The 20790-nt window shown below is 45.0% G+C and carries 19 protein-coding genes, 1 tRNA gene and 1 other annotated feature; of the genes, 5 read left to right on the forward strand and 15 right to left on the reverse strand.

All coding sequences use genetic code 11. The features are described from left to right. Nucleotides 1-59 precede the first annotated feature (59 nt). Nucleotides 60-1361, reverse strand: a complete 1302-nt coding sequence (hisS, locus tag ACOMA8_RS01310) for a histidine--tRNA ligase (RefSeq protein WP_161898068.1) — start codon at nucleotides 1359-1361, stop codon at nucleotides 60-62. Between the two features lie 794 nt (nucleotides 1362-2155). Here hisS and ACOMA8_RS01315 point away from each other — a divergent pair. The 3 genes from ACOMA8_RS01315 to ACOMA8_RS01325 all read left to right on the forward strand — a co-directional run bounded on the left by ACOMA8_RS01315 (nucleotide 2156) and on the right by ACOMA8_RS01325 (nucleotide 5373). Further along, a complete protein-coding gene (locus ACOMA8_RS01315) occupies nucleotides 2156-3094 on the forward strand; it encodes an aldo/keto reductase (RefSeq protein ID WP_421367771.1) in 939 nt (312 codons plus the stop codon). A gap of 167 nt (nucleotides 3095-3261) precedes the next feature. Next, the gene (locus ACOMA8_RS01320; RefSeq protein ID WP_161898066.1) at nucleotides 3262-3693 is read left to right on the forward strand and encodes an acyl-CoA thioesterase; all 432 of its coding nucleotides are present in this window, start codon (nucleotides 3262-3264) and stop codon (nucleotides 3691-3693) included. A 129-nt stretch (nucleotides 3694-3822) separates the two neighbouring features. Next, on the forward strand, nucleotides 3823-5373 hold the full coding sequence (locus tag ACOMA8_RS01325) for a flavocytochrome c (RefSeq protein WP_421367775.1): 1551 nt from the start codon (nucleotides 3823-3825) through the stop codon (nucleotides 5371-5373). A 276-nt stretch (nucleotides 5374-5649) separates the two neighbouring features. Here the strand turns inward: ACOMA8_RS01325 and ACOMA8_RS01330 are convergent, their stop codons facing one another. Together ACOMA8_RS01330 and ACOMA8_RS01335 are read right to left on the reverse strand one after the other, a co-directional pair. Then, nucleotides 5650-6300 carry a hypothetical protein gene (locus tag ACOMA8_RS01330; RefSeq protein ID WP_421367778.1) on the reverse strand — a complete coding sequence of 217 codons (651 nt, stop codon included), beginning with the start codon at nucleotides 6298-6300 and terminating at the stop codon, nucleotides 5650-5652. Nucleotides 6301-6352: 52 nt separating this feature from the next. Then, nucleotides 6353-7150 carry a DUF4357 domain-containing protein gene (locus ACOMA8_RS01335; RefSeq protein WP_161898063.1) on the reverse strand — a complete coding sequence of 266 codons (798 nt, stop codon included), beginning with the start codon at nucleotides 7148-7150 and terminating at the stop codon, nucleotides 6353-6355. A 180-nt stretch (nucleotides 7151-7330) separates the two neighbouring features. Between ACOMA8_RS01335 and ACOMA8_RS01340 the strand changes: the two genes are divergently transcribed. Continuing rightward, nucleotides 7331-7404, forward strand: a tRNA-Pro gene (locus tag ACOMA8_RS01340). Between the two features lie 149 nt (nucleotides 7405-7553). Here the strand turns inward: ACOMA8_RS01340 and ACOMA8_RS01345 are convergent. From ACOMA8_RS01345 to infC, 7 genes are all read right to left on the reverse strand, one after another. Then, the gene (locus ACOMA8_RS01345) at nucleotides 7554-9389 is read right to left on the reverse strand and encodes an acyltransferase family protein (RefSeq protein WP_421367781.1); all 1836 of its coding nucleotides are present in this window, start codon (nucleotides 9387-9389) and stop codon (nucleotides 7554-7556) included. Continuing rightward, the gene (locus ACOMA8_RS01350) at nucleotides 9386-9784 is read right to left on the reverse strand and encodes an MORN repeat-containing protein (RefSeq protein WP_161898061.1); all 399 of its coding nucleotides are present in this window, start codon (nucleotides 9782-9784) and stop codon (nucleotides 9386-9388) included. The genes ACOMA8_RS01345 and ACOMA8_RS01350 overlap by 4 nt, the downstream gene beginning before the upstream one ends. A gap of 482 nt (nucleotides 9785-10266) precedes the next feature. Next, nucleotides 10267-11589 carry a coiled-coil domain-containing protein gene (locus ACOMA8_RS01355; RefSeq protein WP_421367785.1) on the reverse strand — a complete coding sequence of 441 codons (1323 nt, stop codon included), beginning with the start codon at nucleotides 11587-11589 and terminating at the stop codon, nucleotides 10267-10269. 11 nt (nucleotides 11590-11600) lie between these two features. Next, on the reverse strand, nucleotides 11601-12116 hold the full coding sequence (locus ACOMA8_RS01360) for a hypothetical protein (RefSeq protein ID WP_161898059.1): 516 nt from the start codon (nucleotides 12114-12116) through the stop codon (nucleotides 11601-11603). 187 nt (nucleotides 12117-12303) lie between these two features. Continuing rightward, the gene (gene rplT / locus ACOMA8_RS01365) at nucleotides 12304-12663 is read right to left on the reverse strand and encodes a 50S ribosomal protein L20 (protein ID WP_161898058.1); all 360 of its coding nucleotides are present in this window, start codon (nucleotides 12661-12663) and stop codon (nucleotides 12304-12306) included. A 54-nt stretch (nucleotides 12664-12717) separates the two neighbouring features. After that, a complete protein-coding gene (gene rpmI / locus ACOMA8_RS01370) occupies nucleotides 12718-12918 on the reverse strand; it encodes a 50S ribosomal protein L35 (protein WP_161870371.1) in 201 nt (66 codons plus the stop codon). Nucleotides 12919-13068: 150 nt separating this feature from the next. After that, on the reverse strand, nucleotides 13069-13593 hold the full coding sequence (gene infC / locus ACOMA8_RS01375) for a translation initiation factor IF-3 (RefSeq protein ID WP_161898057.1): 525 nt from the start codon (nucleotides 13591-13593) through the stop codon (nucleotides 13069-13071). A 26-nt stretch (nucleotides 13594-13619) separates the two neighbouring features. Continuing rightward, nucleotides 13620-13752: a sequence feature (ribosomal protein L20 leader region), on the reverse strand. Between the two features lie 197 nt (nucleotides 13753-13949). On the opposite strand from infC, the gene ACOMA8_RS01380 reads away from it, so the two are divergent. Beyond that, the gene (locus ACOMA8_RS01380; protein WP_421367791.1) at nucleotides 13950-14702 is read left to right on the forward strand and encodes an HAD family hydrolase; all 753 of its coding nucleotides are present in this window, start codon (nucleotides 13950-13952) and stop codon (nucleotides 14700-14702) included. 223 nt (nucleotides 14703-14925) lie between these two features. On the opposite strand, the gene ACOMA8_RS01385 is transcribed toward ACOMA8_RS01380, so the two are convergent. The 5 genes from ACOMA8_RS01385 to ACOMA8_RS01405 form a co-directional block, all read right to left on the reverse strand. Further along, nucleotides 14926-15444, reverse strand: a complete 519-nt coding sequence (locus tag ACOMA8_RS01385; RefSeq protein ID WP_421367794.1) for a GNAT family N-acetyltransferase — start codon at nucleotides 15442-15444, stop codon at nucleotides 14926-14928. Between the two features lie 226 nt (nucleotides 15445-15670). After that, nucleotides 15671-16261: a 3-isopropylmalate dehydratase small subunit gene (leuD, locus tag ACOMA8_RS01390; RefSeq protein ID WP_421367796.1), complete on the reverse strand. Its 591-nt coding sequence runs from the start codon at nucleotides 16259-16261 to the stop codon at nucleotides 15671-15673. A 2-nt stretch (nucleotides 16262-16263) separates the two neighbouring features. Further along, nucleotides 16264-17646, reverse strand: a complete 1383-nt coding sequence (gene leuC / locus ACOMA8_RS01395) for a 3-isopropylmalate dehydratase large subunit (RefSeq protein ID WP_421367798.1) — start codon at nucleotides 17644-17646, stop codon at nucleotides 16264-16266. Nucleotides 17647-17729: 83 nt separating this feature from the next. After that, a complete protein-coding gene (leuB, locus tag ACOMA8_RS01400; protein WP_161898052.1) occupies nucleotides 17730-18782 on the reverse strand; it encodes a 3-isopropylmalate dehydrogenase in 1053 nt (350 codons plus the stop codon). Continuing rightward, nucleotides 18783-20300 carry a 2-isopropylmalate synthase gene (locus tag ACOMA8_RS01405; protein WP_421367801.1) on the reverse strand — a complete coding sequence of 506 codons (1518 nt, stop codon included), beginning with the start codon at nucleotides 20298-20300 and terminating at the stop codon, nucleotides 18783-18785. Between the last annotated feature and the right edge of the window lie 490 nt (nucleotides 20301-20790).

Below are 20790 nucleotides of genomic sequence, written 5' to 3' on the forward strand. Positions count from 1 at the left end.
TCAGTTTTAAGCAGACCAGCCAGATTGCTGGCCTGCCGTAGTTAACCAGAATGTTCTACTCAATCTTCGAACATTACTGTAGTCATTTCGTCATAGACTTCATCAAAGCGTTCATAGATATCAGCCAAAGAAAAAGCTTTTTCCTGACGATTGGCCATTCCTTTGACATTGATGATTCCTTGTTCCAACTCGTTGCCGCCAATGGTCAATACCAGCTTAGCACCGGCTTTATCCGCAGACTTGAACTGCGCTTTGGCTTTGCGTCCCATTACATCCCGATCAGCCGAAAAACCAAAGTTGCGGATGGCTTGTACGACTTTCAGCGCTTCCACATTAGTTTCATCGCCTAAGCTGACCACGTACGCATCCAACTCATTCAACGCTGGCAGCAGCACTTCTTCTGATTCCAAAGTCAGCAGTACGCGTTCAATTCCCATGGCAAATCCGAAAGCCGGCGTCGCCTCGCCACCTAATTCTTCCACCAGATGATCGTAACGTCCACCGGCACAGATTGTCGCTTGTGCTCCCATACCTGGTGCTTCGCTCATGATTTCAAAAATGGTGTGGGTGTAATAATCCAGTCCTCGAACCATGTTGCTGTCGACTTCATAAGGAATCCCCAGCGCATCCAGCATCGTTTGGACAGCGTCAAAATGAGTGCGGGCAGTTTCACTAAGGTAATCCAAAATCGATGGTGCATCAGCGACAAATTGTTTGTCCCGTTTGTCTTTTGAATCCAAAACCCGCAATGGATTTTCATGGAGCCGGCGTTGAGAATCTTCACTGAGCTCGGCTGTATGAGGTTCCAGATAATCGATCAGCGCTTGACGATAAGCTGCCCGAGTTTCTTTGTCTCCCAATGAGTTGATTACCAAACGAACTTGCCGGATTCCCAGCTGTTTGAAAAAGTCTAGCGCCATTGCCATCGATTCCACATCTGTGGCTGGATTGGCAGAGCCAAAAGCTTCTACGCCAATTTGATGGAACTGGCGCAAACGGCCTTTTTGCGGACGTTCATAGCGAAACATCGGCCCTGTGTAAAACATTTTGTAAGGCTTTGGAAACTCTGGACCAAAGAGTTTGTTTTCCACATAGGCCCGCACGATTGGCGCTGTTCCCTCCGGACGCAGTGTCACATGGCGGTCCCCTTTGTCGTAAAAGTCATACATCTCTTTGGATACGATATCCGTCGTATCCCCGACACTGCGGGAAATCACTTCATAGTGTTCAAAAATTGGCGTGCGGATTTCCTGGTATTGATAGTCACGAAATAATAAGCGGGCAGTTTCTTCAATAAACTGCCATTTTTCGGATTCACCCGGCAGAATATCATTGGTGCCTTTTGGACGTTGGTAATTCATAGCGCAAAACTCCTTTTGATGGTTTTATCTTAATAATTTAATTATAGAGTAAGCTGCAGCTTGTTTAAAATATTGACGACTTAATTATAGTCAATTTTCGGCTAGTACTGTTCAACAGCAAAAAACCGCCCTTGTGTCGCTTTGCGACGCAAGGGCGGATGACTAGTCATACGCGGTACCACCTAGTTTTCGAGGATCATTTCGGCTTTTGGCCGGCCGTCAGTTTAGACAGGCAGATCTTCCTCTGGAGTGTAACGTACTCAAGACGGAGCGGCTTTGCACGCGCTCATCTCCGGAATGTCTTTCAACAGCCGCACCTAAGGGACTCTCAGCCATGATCCCTCTCTCTGAACAGTGGACAACTGTCTACTCTTTCCATCACAGATTGTTAATATTACAACAAATCTACTAGAAGACATGAAAAAAGTCAAGCCGTTTTCACAAAGCTGCGGCAAAAAATAAAGCGAATGATTTTCGGATTTTGCTCTTTTGTAATAGACTTGAAGTTAGGAAGTCTCTGGAGAAACTGCTGAGAGCTGCATTCGTTCTTTTCACCGGAATCAACGCTGGAACGCGCACTTATCCATCAAGTAGACGATGAAGTAAGCGATGATGTTTTCTGTGTTTCTGACAAAAGTTCGTAATCTGACGCTCACTGAAATTCTCAGATATTTCCTAGAGAATAACAAATAAATTCTTTGCTGCCGTCACTGGCAGTGACAGCTAGGTCTTACACGCAAAGGCTTCGACAAATGCTGTCGAGTAAGCGTGATCAAGAAACGGAGGAATCAATCATGTCTGATGTACGTATCGGAAAATCGCAAGTCTATGCTTCTGCTTTAGGTCTGGGAACCAATGCTGTGGGTGGCCACAACTTGTTTACCGGCTTAGACGATGAGGTCGGCAAGGAAATCATTCGGACAGCCTTGCGCAACGGGATTACTCTTTTGGATACTGCCTATGCTTATGGGTTGGGACGTTCTGAAGAATTGATTGGCGAAGTGCTGCAGGAAGCAGAATTTGATCGGGCCCGCGTCATCATCGCCACCAAAGCCGCTCATGTTCCAGGTAACGAAGGACAAAAAGACAACTCCCCGGAATTTTTGAGAAATGCTGTAGAAGATGCTTTACAGCGCCTGCAAACGGATTATATCGATATTTTTTATATTCATTTTCCCGATCAACAAACACCAAAAAATGAAGCCGTGGCTGCACTTCACGAATTGAAGGAAGCGGGAAAAATCCGTGCCGTTGGTGTCTCGAATTTTTCGTTGGCCCAGATTAAAGAAGCCAATGCAGAAGGCTATGTAGATATCGTTGAAGATCAATACAGCCTGTTGCATCGTGAGGCGGAGCAAGAGCTCTTCTCTTATCTAAAAAAACATCACATCAGCTTCGTTCCTTATTTCCCATTAGCTTCCGGCTTACTCACTGGTAAATATTCGGAAGAGACTGTTTTTGCCAAAGGGGATATCCGTTCAAGCAATCCTGATTTTCAAGGGGAACGTTTCAAGAAAATCGTAGCCACAGTTAATGAACTAAAGGTGATCGCTCATCGAAATGACACAACAGTTTCTCAACTGGTTTTGGCCTGGTATCTGAAAAATCCGTCCGTAACCGCTGTGATTCCTGGAGCAAAACGTCCTGAACAAGTGGAAAATAACGCCAAAGCTGTGGATGTCCACTTATCTAATGAAGACTATCAACTCATCGATGAGCTGTTTCGTTTCTAACGCCTGGTTCAAATGATAAAATCCATGCTGCCTGGTATCGAAATTTTGGTACCAAGCAGCTTTTTTAGTTAGGAACTATTTTGCAGCCTTCTCCTTGTTTGCTGGGAGCGGCGGCTCATGATAAGCTGAAAAAAATCTTAATCCGTTCTTACAGGAGGAATCCAACTATGACAACTACTTACCCTGGCTATCTTCGCAAGCCTCACTATTATGAAACAGACCAGATGGGTATCATCCACCATTCCAACTATATTCGTTGGTTTGAAGAAGCCCGCGTCGATGTTTTAGAACATCTCGGTCTTTCCTACCACGCCATCGAAAATGCCGGCATCATCATTCCCGTACTGGCTGTCGATTGCCAGTACAAAAATATGATTCGCTACGGGGATCAAGTGAAAATATTAGTAAGCATCACTCAATACACGGGGACACGACTAGACTTTTCCTATGAGATTCGTGATATTGCCACCGATCAGCTGATGACTACTGGCGCCAGTAAACACTGCTTTTTGTCTAAAGACAGTGGTCGGCTGCTTTCTTTAAAGAAGACCCATCCTGCCTTCCATCAAATTTTTGTTGATTTTTCTGAAAGCCTTTAACCAGCTGGTGGTGTAAAGTTTCGCTGTCCAGCTTTTGCCTTTTTGTCGTCCAGCTGTAGTGGTACAGCAAACTCTCCTTTGTTATAATGCACTTGTGAGTTTTCACACAAAACAATTGGAGGGAAAAAAATGAAAAAAGCTTTTGGGAAAATCATCATGTTGTCAGCTCTATTGCTGATGGCGGGCTGTGGTGCCGATCAGTCAAAAGATTCCGCGGCTTCAAGCTCTGCCAAAGATTCTTCTGCTAAAACAGAGCAGACGGCAAATTCTTCTACAGCAGCGACTGATGCCACATCAGGTGCCTCTGCCCAGGAATACACCGATCCGTCAGAAATGAAAGATACCTACGACATCGTGATCGTCGGTGCCGGTGGTGCAGGCATGGCAGCGGCTTTATCCGCTAAAGAAGCTGGCGCGAATCCGGTAATTTTGGAAAAAATGCCGATTGCTGGCGGAAACACCTTAAAATCTTCTGCCGGTATGAACGCGTCAGAAACCAAGTTCCAAAAAGATCAAGGAATCGAAGACACAAACGACAAATTCTATGAAGAAACTTTAAAAGGCGGCGGCGGAACCAACGATCCGGCACTACTTCACTATTTGGTAGATCATTCTGCTGCAGCAATCGACTGGTTGGATTCTATGGGCATTACGTTAGATAACTTGACGACTACCGGCGGCATGAGCGAAAAACGGACCCACCGTCCAACTGATGGCTCGGCTGTCGGTGAATATTTGGTAGACGGTCTGCTGCGAAACATTCACGAAAAAGAAATCCCATTGTTTGTCAACTCTGACGTCGTGAAGATTAATGAAAAAGATGGTGCTGTCAACGGCGTTCAAGTCAAAGTCGACGGTAAAGAAAAAACAATCAGTGCCAAAGCAGTAGTTGTCACCACTGGCGGATTTGGCGCCAACATGGCGATGGTAGAGCAATACAAACCTGAACTAAAAGGGTATGTCACTACCAACCAAGAAGGCTCTACCGGCGATGGGATCAAAATGATCGAAGAATTAGGCGGACAAACAGTGGATATGGACCAAATCCAAATTCACCCAACCGTCGACCAATCAAAATCCCTGTTGATCACAGAAGCAGTCCGAGGTGAAGGTGCCATTTTGGTGGACCAACAAGGCAAACGCTTCTTCAATGAAATGGAAACTCGTGATAAAGTCTCTGCAGCAATCATTGCCCTCCCTGAAAAATCCGCTTGGCTGGTCTTTGATGCTGGTGTCAAAGAACGGGTCAAGGCCATTGATTTCTATGAAAAACAAGGCTTGGTGAAATCTGCAGATACCATCGAAGCATTGGCAAAAGAAATCGACATGCCGGAAGCTGATTTAAAAGCAACGTTGGACACTTGGAACAAAGCCGTCGCCGACAAGAAAGATGCTGAGTTCGGTCGGACAACTGCCATGGATCACGATCTATCTAAAGCCCCTTACTACGCTATCGCTATTGCCCCTGGGATCCACCACACAATGGGCGGTGTCAAAATCAATACTGAAACCCAAGTCATCGGTAAAGACGACAAAGCAATCAAGGCCTTGTATGCTGCTGGTGAAGTCACTGGTGGGATTCACGGAAACAACCGTATCGGCGGAAATGCCGTAGCCGACATCATCATTTTCGGTCGCCAAGCAGGTGAGCAATCGGCAAAATATGCGACTGGAAAATAGCTTTTCGTTCTATGAAAAAAGCTTTAGCAAGCTACTTGCAGCTAAATTCTGAGGCAACGACATGACAAAACAAGCAGCTTCCATTAAAAATTGTGGAAGCTGCTTGTTTTTTGTTGTTAAAAATGCAAACACTGGCTGCCCTTGATTCATCAAAAAAATGCAATGACAATTGTCAAAGCTGCTTTCTGATAGGCCTCTTTTTGTCCCTATCTATCGAATTATTCACTACCAGCACTTAGCAATGATTGCTGTCGCTGCTTTTTTCACATAGACAGCTTAAAACACCATTCGAATCAGCGCGATGACATAACGAATCAAGCGGAACAAAATAAACAAGAAGAAGAGATTTCCTAAGACGAAACTCAAAGCATTGCCCCCGGTAGCCTTCAGGTTGCTCCAAGTGAAGCGCCGCAAAAATCGCGGCATCGAGCTATAACCCCCGCGGCTCAAACGAAATTTTTCTTCATAGGTCAGCTCCAGCATATCGTAGTAATACAGCTCCAGCGGCTGTGCCGAGAAAAATTTCTTATCAAAGCCTGCCAGTAACGTGTACTGCTTATTGGCAGAGGGTAAATTTCGCACAGCCTTTTTATTGATTCGGGCGATTTTTTCACCCTCGCGATAAATATTGTAGCTATATTCATCTTCTTGCACATCAACGATGACTGCTTGAGGCAGATTGTTTTCTAGCCATTGCTGATAGACTTCGGAAAATTTTTGCCGCTGCATTAGCAAATAAACAATCAGAACAATCAAAACTGCCGCCAATATGCCATTTAATAGCAGATTGTCTTGGGAAAGCCAACTGTAGCCGGCGATGATTGCCAGTGCGACTGCCGCAGATGCCAGCCGTTTCGTATAATAACTGCGGTACATATTTCCCACAGTCCGCTCATAATAATCAAAATCTTGTTTGGCAAAATCCATCGAATCATCCTTTTCTTATTGGTAAATGAAAACCTGCAACAAGTGATCCTTTTCATTTTACCACAGTGTATTCGTCGATGGTCTTGCCATTTTGGTCTTTGAGTACTAGCCAGCCATTGGTTCCAGCATAATACAAAAAAATTCCTAACTCGTTGACACTCTTGAAGATAATATCTTCCGTCGTCGTATCACCATTGATTTTATCGGCATAATCATCTCGCAGCTTTTCGGTAAATCGTGCAGAATAGCCCACGGACCCATCTTTGTTCAAAGGAACTTCCATCTTGAGCTTCGCCCCTTTTTTTAGGAGTAATTCATTGCGCTTCTGCCAGATTGCTTCCCCGGTGGCATCACTGTAATTAATGTAAAAGGGAATTTCGGAGACTTGTTTATTCCAGCGGTGTTGTGCCTTAGCGGGTTTCTTTTTGACTTTTCCCATCGGATAGCCAAAATTTTCCAACAATTGAAAGACGTTTCCCTGAAAATCATTGACTACATTTTGTTGGTTGGCAGGTACTTTGCCTGGAGTCTCAGTAATCGTCGCAACTTTCAGCCCATTTTCAGCCCAGGCTGCAAGCATAGCCGCCAACAGCGTTTCTCCTTCAATTTCCCAAGGGGGCGTCACAATCAACGTCTGGTCAACCTTATTTTCATTGATCGTCTTGCTATTGAGAGGTGCCAATGCTGCAAGCTGCGGCTGACGTTCCTTCAAATAGAGATAAATCGATGTGCGTGCCGGCTGTTCTCGAGCGGCGGCCGCCGGTTTCAGTAAAGTTAGCTGCCCTTGATTTTCTTCTAATTGGATAACCGTCTTGTCTTCGTCAATACTGCCAGTGAAATGAATGGTCATGGCATCCACGTTCCTTTCTGTGAGCCCTGGTATAGTCAAACCTGCACAGGACAGGTCATCTGCCTTCATTTTAGTGGATTTGCAGCTGACGCCAAAGTAGATTGCTCAAAGGAAAATTTTCCGAAACTTTTTAGTTGAAAAAAAATAAAGTTAGTCCTATATTACTAATGTGATTGACCTCGGGAAGTAGCTCAGCTTGGTAGAGCACTTGCTTCGGGAGTAAGGGGTCGTCGGTTCAAATCCGGTCTTCCCGATTCTCGCCCTTCAGCGCTTTGACGTTGGAGGGCTTTTTAATTAGTGATACTGTTAAAAATTCCGGCTCCAGCCCGCTAAACAACTGTCGCCAACTGTTTTCTTCCTTTAAAAAAGCCTCTAGCAGCTCACACGCCGCTAGAGGTTTTTTTCATTCCTTATTCGTTTTAGCCGGCTTATCCTTGGCTTCTGTCAAGGCTTTTTGCAACATCTCCAGATAGATTTTTTCTCCCTCAGGATTACCGGCAAAATGGGTGGTATCTGACTCAGCAAAAATTTCTTTGTGCTGTGGCGCTAGTTTATTCCAGTCGGCAATCATCACAAAAGGATATTTTTCCGGCAATGTTCGCTCGTATTCTGCCAGCTTTTGAGAGTCCCAGGTCTCGTCGGCTCGTCCGTCATACGGCGTGACAAAGATCAATTTATGACCGGGCTCCAGTGCGGCAATCAGCTCTTCTGTTCGTTTTTCATAATCATCAAAGGTGTTGGTTCCACAGGCAATAATCACGTATTCTCGCAGCAGTTTTTTCTGCTGCTGTTTTTTCATGACCTCATTGGCCTGCTCCATCCGCCGTCCACCTTCTGCATCGACACGACTGTCACCGATCTGATCCAAGATTGCCTGACGAACCCCCAAGGTGACGGAGTCTCCGATGACGCTGACCCCTTTTTTCACCTGATATTCAGTGGCTTCCTGCTGATCTACCATTTCCCGCATATCTCGCAAGGCATCTTCATCTTGTTGCAAGTGGCTGGCCCACAGATTTTTCTCCAACGACGTCATCTGAGGAGCAGTTGCTGCGACCGTTGTCGTCAAACCTACCAACAAAAGGGAAAGTGCCGCCAACGGAACAGCTACCAGATGCCAGTTGATCTTGATCTCTCGTTGGAAAAACTTCGGTGTCTTTCCTACCACCAGCGGTTCAAAAATGTAATAAGAAATTGCCGCAAAGAAAGTTGAACAAATCACAGTCAGCAAAACGGCCAGGTGGTTGCCCATCCGATTGTTGAAAATCGTATACAGCGGCCAGTGAAACAGATAAATGCCATAACTGATATCGGCAAAAAAAGTCAGAACTTTCGGCTCCTCAATATTTGGTGTCTGCTCATGCAAAATACGAGCGGCATAAATCATCACCGCCGTTACCAAGCTAGCTGCCAAAAAGCCCACCAGATACGTGATCCGTTGACTAAAATCCAAGAAGCGACCCAACAAGAGTAAAACGGCTAACGCTCCGAAAAAGACCATCAGTGTTTTTCTTAAAGACCATGCAGACACAGTATTCGTGAATTTTTTCGGCACCGTTTTGACACCACTCACTGTCGCTAAAAAAGTCCCAATGAAAAAAGGAAAACTGTGGGAAACACTAGAAAAATAAATCGGTGAAAATTCAGTCATTCCCAGCGAGCGCAGTGCCATCGTCAAAAAGCTAATCAAAAAGAACACCAACGACAGCATAGAAATCAGTGCCCTAAAGCGGACCACCTTCAGTCGCTCATCAATTTTTGAGCGGCTAATGCTGCGGCTCATGAGCCAGACCAACGCACCCCAAATCAGATAAAAATGCATCTCCACAGCCAACGACCAGGTATGCAAAAACAGATGGGGGAAAAAGGAGGTCTCGTAACTGCCGCCATTGGCAATCTCAAAATAATTAGTTGTAAATCCCAGGGCAGCTGCGATTTGGCGCCCAATATCAGCAACGTAATCAGAGCTCACCAAAAACGTAAACGGGATTGTCACCAATACTGCCAGCAAAAGTGGCGGAAAGATGCGCACCAGACGGCGACTGTAAAACCCGATGAGATCTAAACTGCCCTTTTTTTGCAATTCATCAATGAATAATGACGTGATTAAAAAGCCGGAAAATGTGAAAAATACATCAACCCCTACAAAACCGCCGGAAAACTGAGTGATGTAAAAATGATACAGCAACACCATAATCAAACCTGCTACTCGAATACCGCTAAACCACTTGATTCTCATTTTCCTTGATACTCCCCATCTTCAAATTTCCCTTTATAAATCAAACCCGTCTCCAATGTCAAAGTTCCCTGACCCTCGGCTTTTCCCTTCTTAAAATCCCCAACATAATGCCAGCCGTCTTTGGCTTTAAAATCTCCTTTGCCGTTGAAATAGCCGTCTTTGAAGCTGCCGGTATACACACTGCCATCCTGGAAAGTCAAAATCCCCTGCCCACTAAAACGCCGTTCGACCAGATCCCCAGTGTATTTCAACCTGCCCTGATCCAAAGTAACCGTCGTATTTTTTTCGTCTTTTACCGGCTGCATGCTGATGATTCCACAAATCACAATCACTGCCACCATCGCCAGCTGACCAATCCGAATCCACCACGTCTTATCTATCTTTTTGATAACCATTATCGTCTTCCATTCTTTTTCTATTTTCCTATGCAGACCAGCTCTGAAACCACCTGCTTTTAATCAATTAGAAGCCAGCAACAACAGTTTATGAATCAAGGATTTGATCATTCTTTTTTGTGACTGGACCATTTTACAGATATGTAAATGATAGCGGAAATCTCCGAGGGGCACAAGTTGTTTTCCTGCATTCTTTCCGCTGATTTTTCTTTTCACAGTCCACCGGCTTTTTCGCAGACTATTCTTTAAAAAGCACCTACATTGCAAGAAGATAAGCTGCACTGTGCCACGAGAAACTTTCTAAGGAAAAGAAAACACCCTTGCAAATCATTTCGAAAGTGAACAGTAGCAGCACTTTCTTTACTTGATAAAACCAAGTTAGCTCCTGTGAAATTAGTAGAAATAAAAAGCGGTTATCCTCCAAGTCTTTTAGTGGAAGATAACCGGCTTTTGCATTGTAGCAGTTTGTCACAGTTCCTACTTTATTGTTTTGCTGATCCGTTGCCATGCCCGGGAGTGTAATTTGCGGCTTCTGCTGCCGTGATTAACACAAAATTATCAGGATTTTTGACCTGCCCATAGGTTTTGCCGCTTTCTACTTTCAAATATTTGAACCCAGCCGGCGCTTGGTACCAGCCTCCGGAAACACTTGGGGTCGGCGTGGATGAACTTTCTGCTGCTTCCGCTTGCTGAGCCGCAGCTTCTTGTGCAGCAGCTTGTTCACGAGCTTTTTGTTCGGCTGCAGCGGCTTCTTTGGCCGCTTTTTCTGCTGCTGCTTTTTCCGCTGCCGCCTTTTCTTCTGCTGCTTTGGCCGCTGCGGCTTTACGCTTGTTTACAGCTTTGAGGATTGTATCGTATTCCTCCTGTAATTGTTGGTGACCTATTTTGAGATCCCCCGGCTGATAGCTTTTCAGTTGCAAAAAGCCCGACAATTGCTGCTCTTTTTCCACAAGCCCGGTCTTTTCAGCTTTTTCCAGCTGTTCGTCAGACAATAACTTCGACACAGCCGCCAATAATTTATCCGCTGCCCCTTGGTGATCCTTGAAATCAGCCTCACTAGCAGAAATTCGCTTAGAAACTGAAGCTGTCATCTCCAAGCTCTGTGTTTTACGATCCCTAAGCAGCTGCAGATCATTGGTTTTTTTCAATGACTCCTGATTAGCCTGTGCTTCTGATGTTAATGCTGATTTATCTGCGGCCAACAGGTATTTCTTTTTCAACAAGCTTTGAATCGTTTCATTTGTCTGGGTAAGGTCATCTGCCAGCATCTTCATTTGCTGCTGATTGTCCGCCATCGTCGAAGCAAGTTGTTCCACTTTTTTTGACAGCTTGCGAATTGGAGCAACTTTAGTAGAAGATTGAAGAGTCTGCAGCTGTGACTGCAGTTGATCCAACGAAACAATGTCTGCTTGTTCTGTAAAAGGATTGGTGCCCTTTTTTTCGATAGTTCCTAGGCTTTGTTCCAACTGCTGCCACTCTTTTGAAGCCGCTTTTTGCTCAGCTTTTTGCGCATTGGTCTTCACTTGTTTCAGCAGGTTTTGTTCAGCCGTAATCTTTTTTTGCAATGTCCGACGGTTCGCGCTTTTTTCTGCTTGATTGACTGCTTTGACTGCCTGCTGTAATTCCTTTTGATCGGTTGCAGACACAAACTCTGATTTTAGCAGTTTTTGAACGGCAGTTTCTTGTCGATCCTGCTGAGCGTAAACCTCATCGTAAGCATTGCTGTCCATCCCGGTTGCAACCAGCCCCGCGGTGACAAAGGTCAAGACAATTCCTAATAGTTTCTTATTCATTTTCCCCTTCACATTCTTCCCCCCTAAATCAGATCTTGTTTGCGTTTTTCAACAGTTGCTCGATACCATGACAGCGACAACTCCAAATCTTCTGCCAGGTCATCATGGGCAGTTAAATACTCACGATATGCAACCACCTCGTCAATAACCCGCAACAAGTCTTCTTCTGCCTGCTGATCATCAGCCTTGTTTTTGTTTCGCAGGCGTCTCAACAGATTTTCTGACTCCGTCTCAAAGTATGTTTTCAACTGATAATCGATAAAAAAGACCATGACCGGGTCTTTAGCAAGCTGTGGCCGCTCCCGAGTCAAAAACTGCTGGAGCTGCTCATAGTCACTGCTGACGATTCGATGACGCCGGATATAAACCAGCATGACTCCCAGCGCCACTAGAAAATAGATCATGGGACTGATTCTTACCAGATCCAATGATGTCAAGAAAGCCGCCGCCACCAGCAGTAAAAGTCCAATCCCTGCCAAGTGGAATTTTTGCCTTTCATGTTTTTGATACAGCGATAACACGTAATGATACTCTTTCATCCCAACACCCCACTATTTTTTCACTTAATAAGTCTAGTATAGCGTATTTTTTTAGAGGATTAAAAAATTTTATTGAGAATTTGCAGGTTTATTCAGCTACGCCGCTTTTCAGGTGTTTTTCAAATGTAAAAATAAAAAAAACGTCTCAACTCAGTGATGAGTCAAGACGTTTTTGATCAATCAAAGCTTATTTAGCCAAAGCATCTTTAGCTTGGTCAGCCAATGTTGTAAATGCTGCAGCATCGTTTACTGCCAAGTCAGCTAACATTTTGCGGTTGATGTCGATTTCAGCCAATTTCAAGCCGTGCATCAATTTTGAGTAGCTCAAGCCATTCATACGAGCTGCTGCGTTGATACGAGCAATCCACAATTTGCGGAAGTCGCGTTTTTTCTGACGACGATCGCGGTATGCGTAGTTGTATGAATTCATTACTTGTTCTTTAGCTGTTTTGAATAATGTATGTTTAGAACCGTAGTAGCCTTTAGCCAGTTTCAGGACTTTTTTACGACGTTTACGAGTTACAGTTCCACCTTTGACACGTGCCATGATGTATTCCTCCTAGAATAGTTCGATTATTTAGTGTTAACGGGTTATGCGATTTTAACGCATTTGTGACAATTGTTGACGGATACGTTTGTAATCGCCTTTTGACACCATGCTTGCTTTACGCAGTTGACGACGTTGTTTTTTGGTCTTGCCGTGGAAACGGTGACTTGTAAACGCACGGAAGCGTTTCAAACCGCCTTTACCGGTACGTTTTACGCGTTTTGCTAAACCGCGGTGTGTTTTTTGTTTTGGCATTGTGATTTCCTCCTACTATTGGTTAGTGCGCCGAATCTTTCGAAGACGATTACTCGTTTTCGTTACATTCAACACGTATACAGTCTGTGCAGTTGCCTGCTCAGAGCCAGCATCCTCAAAATATAAGTGCAGCAAGTACAGCTTCAGATGTTATTTGCTATCAGCTTTAGGTGCCAATACCAAGAACATGCTCCGGCCGTCCATTTTCGGTTTTTGTTCGACTGTCGCCAGGTCCGCAGTTTCTTCTGCCAAGCGATCGAGAACTTTCTGACCAATCTCTTTATGGGTAATGGCACGACCCTTGAAGCGGATAGAAGCTTTGACTTTATCGCCTTTTTCAAGGAATTTACGTGCATTCTTCAATTTCGTATTGAAATCATTGACATCGATCGTTGGGCTCAAGCGGACTTCCTTGATGTTGATGACTTTTTGCTTTTTGCGGGCTTCCCGGTCTTTCTTTTGTTGTTCGAAGCGGTATTTCCCGTAATCCATGATCCGCGCAACAGGTGGTTTTGCATTAGGAGCTACCAGAACTACATCCAAATTGGAACGTTCTGCGATTGCCAATGCTTCAGCTTTCGATTTTACTCCCAGCTGTTCACCGTTTTGGTCGATCAAACGCAACTCACGTGCACGAATGCCGTCGTTTACCATCATATCCTTTGCTATGGTCATTCACCTCCAGGTATATTCGTGAGCTCTGAAACAAAAAAAGACGAGTTCGAAAATCGAACCCGCACCCCTGTCACACTAAACCATAATAGGTCAGTCTGAAACTATCTGCCCAGCGAGAGTTCTCACTCAGGCGAGAAGCGGGTGCTTCTGCTTCATTTCTCAACTTTTACAGTATACGGGGTTTGCAAAGAGAAGTCAAGCTTTTTTCATGGAAATTTACAGAGGCTAACAAAGTGCTAGTTTTCCTCTCTCCAAAACGATATCGCTTCCTAGCCAAGCAAAGCTGTCTTTGTCTTTCATTGTGAAGCTTCCTCTCCTTTGCTATGATGAAGAAAATAATTCCCGGAGGAAAACCTATGACCATCAAACTGGTAGTTGCCGATTTGGATCGTACGCTGCTAAATAGTCGCAAAGAGCTGAGCCCCAGAACAATTCGCACATTGCAAGCTGTCCAAAAGCAGGGAATCCCCATTGTTTTTGCTTCAGCTCGTCATTATTTGAATGTTGCTCCTTTTTTGAAAGATTTGCCAGCGGATTATCTGCTTTGTAGTAATGGTGCGGGAATTTTTGAAGGCAGCACTCGCAATGTTCTATGGACCGAGGCCCTCCCTTTGCAGCTGACACTTGAAATATTGGCTGAAACTCAGCTACAAAAAGAGCTGCATCTTCGCTCCATCGGTGGCATTAAGGATTATCTTTGGAGTGAATTGAAAAACGATCCGTTGCCCGCCAGCTGGAAAGAACATCTAAACGCGCCTGTTCTGACGCTTACGCTGCGTACCTCTGATCCTGCCGGCTACCAGGCACACTTTGCGACTGATAAACGGCTACGGGTTTTTACTTATTTTGGGGAGGACTTCATTAGTATTCTGTCGGCCAATGCCTCCAAATTTCACGGAATGACTCGTTTGCTACAAATGTTGGTAATCACGCCTGCTGACATCGTCTTTTTTGGCGACGATCAAAATGATGTGGCTTTACTGGAATGGGCCGGCACTGGGGTTGCTGTTGCCAACGCAATCCCTGCTGCTTTAGCTGCAGCAGATCAGGTGACACTTTCAAATGATCAAGAAGGTGTCGCCGACTGGCTAGAAAAACACCTTCTGTAAGTCTTACGAATTCAACTGCCTGTATCTGGATGTCCGCAAAGCAGGCGGGTCGCCATCGTCGTGTCACTCTCCACCAAAGCTGACCCTACCACAAATACGAAGCGTTAAAAAAAACAAGCAGCTTTCACTAAAAAAGGGAAGCAGCTTGTTTTTTAGTTGTTAATTCTCACATGCTGACTAACCTTGGAACAGAGGACTAAGGTTCCCGTCACAGACTCATTTCTTATTCCAAATAGAAATGAATATTCGCCTTGCCTTCTTGCGCTGTATGCTTGTAAATTTGAGTATCCAGTCCGCCGATGACAAACCCGCTTTTCAGATAGAAGCGGCATGCCCCCAGATTGTTGTCTTGTCCGATGGTCCAGATGCCCTGATAGCCTTTTTTCTTTGCTTCCTGCAAGCCAAAATCAATTAACTGCCCAGCAATGTCTTTGCCTCGATAACTAGCCGCTACTTTCAAATCAGACAGATACGCATACTTTAGCCAATCGTCTTCAAAAATAGCTACGCCGACACAGCTCGTTTCGTCAAAAGCCCCCACCACAAAGCCTTTACTCAATAATTCTTCAATTTGATAATTTTCTTCGGGAAAAGTCTGCTGGGTCGTTTCGTCAAACACCACTTCTCGATGAGTCCAAGTGTCGTTTGTGCGACTCACTATCAACCGACCGAATAATTCAAAAGCTTCATTGGGTATCTTTACTGCTGCGCCATCTTTGACTGTCAATAAACGGATTTCCATCACTTCAGCCTCCTTTACATTTCCCCCATTTTATCACGTCTGCTATCAGAATAAACAGCTACATCTGCCCTTTTAAATGCCCTTGATTTTACAAGCCGTAATTTTTGCCGCTGACAAAATCCCGCCAATATTTCAGTCTGCGCAAAAAAACAGGCTTAGGCAAGCCTCCAAAAAAATGAGATTTTTTCGAAGTACATCACCTTAGGCCCGTTTTTTTGATTATTCTTTAGCGCCAGTATGTCGGTACTTGTTTTTCTTCATAGGCTGTAATCAGTGCTTGGTCTTGCAAAGTGATTCCAATTTCGTCCAAGCCGTTTACCAATTTGTTTTTCCAGTTGGCATCAATAGCAAATGGCCACGTTGTTGCCCCTGCACGTACTTCTTGGGCTGGCAAATCGATGGTAATCGTTGCATCCGCCGGCAACGCTGCCAGCTGCTTACGAGCGTCTTGCGGCAATTGAATTGGCAACAAGCCGTTTTTAGTTGCATTCATATAGAAAATATCACTGAAACTGCCTGCGATAACTGCTTTAAATCCGTAATCCATCAGCGCCCAGGCTGCGTGTTCCCGAGATGAGCCTGAACCAAAGTTGTCCCCAGAGATCAGGATGGTCGCCTGTTCATATTGTGGAAAATTCAGGACAAATTCTGGATTAGGTCTGCGATCATCCAAGTAGCGCCAATCATCGAAGAGAAATTCCCCAAAGCCTTTTTTATCCACTCGTTTCAGATAACTTTTAGGGATAATCTGATCAGTATCTACATTATCATTCATAAAGGGCACCGTAGTCCCAGTGTAAACTGTAAATGCCTCCATAATCACACACCCTCCTTTACGATTTTACGAACATCCACAAAAGTGCCATTCAGGGCGGCGGCGGCGGCCATAGCCGGTGAACACAGGTGTGTCCGAGCATTTTTCCCTTGGCGACCCACAAAGTTCCGATTGGAAGTCGAGGCACAGTGAACGTATTCCGGTACTCGATCAGGATTCATTCCGAGACACATGGAACATCCCGGCTCCCGCCATTCAAAACCAGCTGCTTTGAAGATAGCGTCCAAGCCTTTTGCTTCGGCTGCCCGCTTTACCGGTCGCGAGCCTGGCACGACGATTCCTGTCACTCCCGCTTTAATTTGTTTACCGGCGATGATTTTCGCCGCTTCTTCCAAATCGGAAAGACGACCATTGGTACAAGAGCCGATGAATACATATTCTACTGGGATTTCCGTTGGTTTTTGTCCTGGTTTTAGGTCCATGTATTCATAAGCCAGCACATCGTTATGATCTTGAATCTCCGGGAAGCCTTCTTCAACTGAAACACCCATCTCGGGATTTGTCCCCCAAGTCACAAAAGGTGCCAGACTAGAGGTATCCAATGTCAAAATCTTGTCAAATTCGGCATCTTCATCGGTATAAAGTGTACGCCAATCAGCCATTGCAGCTGCCATATCAGTTGGAGCAAAACGCCGGCCTGTGACATAGGCAAACGTCTTCTCATCCGGAGCAATCATCCCCATCTTGGCTCCACCTTCAATAGCCATATTACAGATCGTCATGCGCTCATCCATAGACATGTCCCTGATGGTATCGCCGAAAAATTCTACACCGTAGCCGACACCAAAATCAGTTCCATAATTAGCAATCAATGCCAAGATGACATCTTTGGCATAAACTCCCGGTTGCAAAGCGCCACTAATCTGGATGCCCATGCGTTTTGGTTTGCGTTGCCAGATGGTTTGCGTGGCAAAAACGTGTTCCACCTCACTTGTTCCGATACCAAAAGCCAAGGCACCAAATGCTCCGTGTGTCGCCGTATGAGAATCGCCACAAACAATGGTTTTACCCGGTTGGCTGAGACCCATCTCCGGCCCCACCATATGAACGATTCCCTGCCCTTCTGAGCCGTTATCACACAATTCGATGCCAAATTCTTCACAGTTGGTTCGCAGCGTGTCGATTTGTTTTTTAGCGATGACATCTGAAATATTGTGGATATCGACAGTTGGTACATTGTGATCCATCGTGCCAAAGATTTTTTCTGGCTGGCGAACTTTGCGCCCTGCTTGTCGCAAGCCTTCAAAAGCCTGTGGTGAGGTCACTTCATGAATCAGCATCAAATCGATATAAAGCAGCTGAGCATCTCCTTCTTTCCCCTTAATCACATGGCGATCCCAGACTTTATCAAAAAGCGTCTTCCCCATCATTTATCCCCCCGTATTCTGGTCCTTTTTTTAAGTTATTCGTCGGTTTTCATGTTGCAGTGTCGGTATTTGCGATTGTTTTGCTATTTCAATTTGGCAACCACTGCTGCTGTAAAGGCTGTCGTAGTGGCTGTTCCACCTAAATCACTGGTCACGATTCCTTCATTCATCACGTCAAAAACTGCTGCTTCGATGCGATCAGCCATTTCCTCCAGTCCAAAACTTTGGCGCAGCATCAGTACCACCGACAAAATCATAGATGCCGGATTGGCAATATCTTTGCCGGCAATGTCCGGTGCTGATCCATGAATCGGTTCATACAAGGAAACGCCGCCTTCTGAATGACTGGCACTGGGCAAAACACCTAACGTTCCCGGCAAAACCGAAGCCTCATCACTCAAAATATCCCCAAAAAGATTTTCTGTTACAATCACATCAAATTCAGTCGGCTGCTGCACGATTCGCATTGCACAAGAATCCACTAACTGATGGGTCAGCTGAACCTCCGGATAATCAAGAGCAACTTTTTCCACAGTTTTACGCCACAGCTTACTGGAAGCTAAGACATTGGCTTTGTCCACAGATGTCACTTGTTTGCGGCGAGTCATGGCAATATCAAACGCTTTACGAGCAATTCGCTCAATCTCTGGTTCCGTGTAACGACAGGTATCGTATGCTTCGGTTGCCAGTAATTCCCGCGGCTTTCCGAAATAAATCCCGCTGGTCAACTCTCGGACAACAATAAAGTCTGTTCCTTTCACGATGCTCTCTTTGACCGGCGACAAGGGCAACAAAGCATCCGGCACGGCAATGGGGCGAATATTGGCAAACAGATTTAATTCTTTCCGCAGCGCTAATAAGCCCTGTTCTGGCGTTTGCTTGGCTTTTTCCCAAGGAGATCCCGCCGGTCCGCCGATTGCCCCCAAAAGGATTGCATCTGCGTTGCGGCAAGCAGCCAGCGTATCTTCCGGCAAACCAACCCCGGCGGCTTCAATTCCCGCACCACCAAATGGCTTTTCAACAAATTCAAACGCTGTTTCGCTGTTTTCAGCTGCAGCTTGCAAAACAGCGATCCCTGCGGCCATAATCTCCGGGCCAATCCCGTCACCGGCCAATACTGTGATTTTCTTTTTCATTTATCCCTCAGTCTCCTTTTTCAAAATCGAACTCGCCTGTACATAAGCTTTTGCTGAAGCTTCTAACACATCAAAGTCCACCCCGATACCATTGATCCGTTTGTGGGTCTGGGGACACTCAACGGAAACGTGAACTTCCGCCTGAGCATCTTCGCCAGCTGTCAAAGCCATAATCTCGTAGTTCACCAATTTTGGCTGTTGTTCAAAAATCTGGTCGATGGAATTATAGATGGCTTGAATCGATCCGGAACCAATTGCCGAAGCGACGCCGGATTCTCCTTGCTGCTCAACGGATACAATAGCTCCTTGCCTTCCACCGGATACATACTGCACCTGCAAACCAGTCAAGCGCGCAGTATCAGCTTCTGCCCGAGTCTCATCGGCCATCAATGCAATCAAATCCTGATCAGTAATCTGTTTTTTCTTATCCGCCAAATCTTTAAACCGTTTGAAAGCAGGTTTGATTTCTTCTTCTGAAAGCTGATACCCCAATTCTTCCAGCTTGGTAACAAAAGCGTGGCGTCCGGAAAGTTTCCCCAAGGGCAGTGAATTATTTTTGACTCCCACCAACTGTGGCGTGATAATCTCATAAGTTTCCGGATTTTTCAGAACTCCGTCTTGATGAATACCCGATTCATGTGCAAAAGCATTGGCCCCGATGACCGCTTTGTTGCGGGGAACTGCCACACCGGATAGACGTGCAACGATATCAGAAGTTCGCTTTGTCTCGTTCAAAGATATCCCTGAGGTTGCCTGATAGTAATCTTGGCGAATATGCAGTGCCACTGCGACTTCCTCCAGCGCTGTATTCCCGGCTCGCTCGCCGATGCCATTGACCGTTCCTTCCACGCGATTGGCGCCATTTTCGATAGCCGCCAAAGCATTGGCAGTTGCCATTCCCAGATCATCATGACAATGAGAAGAGAAGGTAATTTCCTGTTCTGTTTTGATATTTTCGATAAGATAGGCAAATAGTTGTCCGTATTCAGTAGGGTTGGTATAGCCCACCGTGTCAGGAATATTGATAATCGTCGCACCGGCATCAATCGCGGTTTGCACTGCTTTCAGCAAAAATTCTTTGCGGGTTCGAGTCGCATCTTCTGGTGAAAACTGGACTTTTTCAAAACGTTCGCGAGCATAGGTTACGTGTTCTTTAATAGAGGTTAATACCTCTTCTGGGGTCATTTTCAGCTTGTACTCCATATGCACATCACTCGTTGCCAAAAACACATGAATCTGAGGAAATTTCGCCTCTTTCAAAGCTTCATATGCTCGATCAATGTCTTTTTTCTGACAACGTGCCAACCCTGCAACAGTCATACGACTGGCAGCTCCGGCAATTGCTTGGACAGCCTCGAAATCTCCCTCTGATGAAATAGGAAAGCCGGCTTCAATGGTATCAATCCCCCATTTTTCCAATTGCAAAGCGATCTGAACCTTTTCTTTCGTATTGAAATTGACACCCGGAGTCTGTTCCCCGTCTCGCAACGTCGTATCAAAAAATTGAATTTTGCGCATGTGTGAATCCTCCTTATATTTTTTCGGTGATTACAGTGGTGGTTGGCATTGTCTAGTTTCAAAGAAAAACGATTTGAAACTTTGTTGTATGGATCCTAGCGATTGATTGTTATGGACGCCTTGTCTTAAAAATACTAAAGTTTCGACAGCCCGCAACAGATTTCATTTTAGATGAGCCTTTAACTTATCATTTGTGAATTTAGATGAAAAAAAGTATAAAAAAAGCACTCCACAAAGGTTTACTCCTTTATGCAATGCGAATAGGACTCTTCTAAAATTATACCAGAAAGAGTCCGCAGCTATAATAATAACAATTCGAATGTTTGTTTGAATGTTGTCATTTTTCATCACCTATGTCAGTTAATAGTTCAAAAATACCGGACTCAGGAAGCAATGTCAACACTTTTCTCTAAATTTTCTGAATATTCCACAAAAAAATACTTTGATTGGAATGTACTTGTCATTTTTTGCCCATGTTTAGGGAGGTAAG

It is taken from the genome of Enterococcus infantis, from assembly GCF_049166715.1.
In the GTDB taxonomy this organism is placed as follows: Bacteria; Bacillota; Bacilli; order Lactobacillales; family Enterococcaceae; genus Enterococcus_C; species Enterococcus_C leclercqii.

Bases quoted from the DNA above. Each gene is read 5' to 3' on its own strand.
- ACOMA8_RS01360 (WP_161898059.1), bottom strand. From the start codon at position 12,116: ATGAAAGAGTATCATTACGTGTTATCGCTGTATCAAAAACATGAAAGG.
- ACOMA8_RS01350 (WP_161898061.1), bottom strand. From the start codon at position 9,784: ATGGTTATCAAAAAGATAGATAAGACGTGGTGGATTCGGATTGGTCAG.
- ACOMA8_RS01330 (WP_421367778.1), bottom strand. From the start codon at position 6,300: ATGGATTTTGCCAAACAAGATTTTGATTATTATGAGCGGACTGTGGGA.
- infC (WP_161898057.1), bottom strand. From the start codon at position 13,593: ATGACCATAGCAAAGGATATGATGGTAAACGACGGCATTCGTGCACGT.
- leuD (WP_421367796.1), bottom strand. From the start codon at position 16,261: ATGGAGGCATTTACAGTTTACACTGGGACTACGGTGCCCTTTATGAAT.
- leuC (WP_421367798.1), bottom strand. From the start codon at position 17,646: ATGGGGAAGACGCTTTTTGATAAAGTCTGGGATCGCCATGTGATTAAG.
- ACOMA8_RS01380 (WP_421367791.1), top strand. From the start codon at position 13,950: ATGACCATCAAACTGGTAGTTGCCGATTTGGATCGTACGCTGCTAAAT.
- rpmI (WP_161870371.1), bottom strand. From the start codon at position 12,918: ATGCCAAAACAAAAAACACACCGCGGTTTAGCAAAACGCGTAAAACGT.
- rplT (WP_161898058.1), bottom strand. From the start codon at position 12,663: ATGGCACGTGTCAAAGGTGGAACTGTAACTCGTAAACGTCGTAAAAAA.
- leuB (WP_161898052.1), bottom strand. From the start codon at position 18,782: ATGAAAAAGAAAATCACAGTATTGGCCGGTGACGGGATTGGCCCGGAG.
- ACOMA8_RS01405 (WP_421367801.1), bottom strand. From the start codon at position 20,300: ATGCGCAAAATTCAATTTTTTGATACGACGTTGCGAGACGGGGAACAG.
- ACOMA8_RS01320 (WP_161898066.1), top strand. From the start codon at position 3,262: ATGACAACTACTTACCCTGGCTATCTTCGCAAGCCTCACTATTATGAA.
- ACOMA8_RS01385 (WP_421367794.1), bottom strand. From the start codon at position 15,444: ATGGAAATCCGTTTATTGACAGTCAAAGATGGCGCAGCAGTAAAGATA.
- ACOMA8_RS01335 (WP_161898063.1), bottom strand. From the start codon at position 7,150: ATGACCATTCATTTCACTGGCAGTATTGACGAAGACAAGACGGTTATC.
- ACOMA8_RS01345 (WP_421367781.1), bottom strand. From the start codon at position 9,389: ATGAGAATCAAGTGGTTTAGCGGTATTCGAGTAGCAGGTTTGATTATG.
- hisS (WP_161898068.1), bottom strand. From the start codon at position 1,361: ATGAATTACCAACGTCCAAAAGGCACCAATGATATTCTGCCGGGTGAA.
- ACOMA8_RS01325 (WP_421367775.1), top strand. From the start codon at position 3,823: ATGAAAAAAGCTTTTGGGAAAATCATCATGTTGTCAGCTCTATTGCTG.
- ACOMA8_RS01315 (WP_421367771.1), top strand. From the start codon at position 2,156: ATGTCTGATGTACGTATCGGAAAATCGCAAGTCTATGCTTCTGCTTTA.